1 protein-coding gene is annotated in these 644 nt (G+C 66.0%); it reads left to right on the forward strand.

The genetic code is table 11. The annotated features are described in order from the left end of the window. On the forward strand, window positions 1-644 hold a 644-nt coding region (locus tag ACJHWR_RS25290; RefSeq protein ID WP_213833547.1), incomplete at both ends, for a Tn3 family transposase.

Below are 644 nucleotides of genomic sequence, written 5' to 3' on the forward strand. Positions count from 1 at the left end.
CCGTTCAGCACCCGCGTGGTGAATGTCGGCGTCCGCGATTCCACCTATGTGCTCGACGGCCTGCTGTACCACGAGTCCGACCTGCGGATCGAGGAGCACTACACCGACACGGCCGGCTTCACCGATCACGTCTTTGCCCTGATGCACCTGCTAGGCTTCCGCTTCGCGCCGCGCATCCGCGACCTCGGCGAAACCAAGCTGTACGTGCCGCAGGGCGTGCAAGCCTACCCGACGTTGCGCCCGCTGATCGGCGGCACCCTGAACATCAAGCACGTGCGTGCCCACTGGGACGACATCCTGCGCCTGGCCAGCTCGATCAAGCAGGGCACCGTCACCGCCTCGCTGATGCTGCGCAAGCTCGGCAGCTACCCGCGCCAGAACGGACTGGCCGTGGCCCTGCGCGAGCTGGGCCGGATCGAGCGCACGCTGTTCATCCTGGACTGGCTGCAAAGTGTTGAACTGCGCCGCCGCGTGCATGCCGGCCTGAACAAAGGTGAGGCGCGCAACTCGCTGGCCAGGGCGGTGTTCTTCAACCGCCTTGGGGAAATCAGGGATCGGAGCTTCGAGCAGCAGCGCTACCGGGCCAGCGGCCTCAACCTGGTGACGGCGGCTATCGTGCTGTGGAACACGGTGTACCTGGAACG

Origin of the sequence: Escherichia sp. WS568 (genome assembly GCF_046486085.1) — a bacterium.
GTDB lineage: Bacteria > Pseudomonadota > Gammaproteobacteria > Enterobacterales > Enterobacteriaceae > Escherichia > Escherichia coli.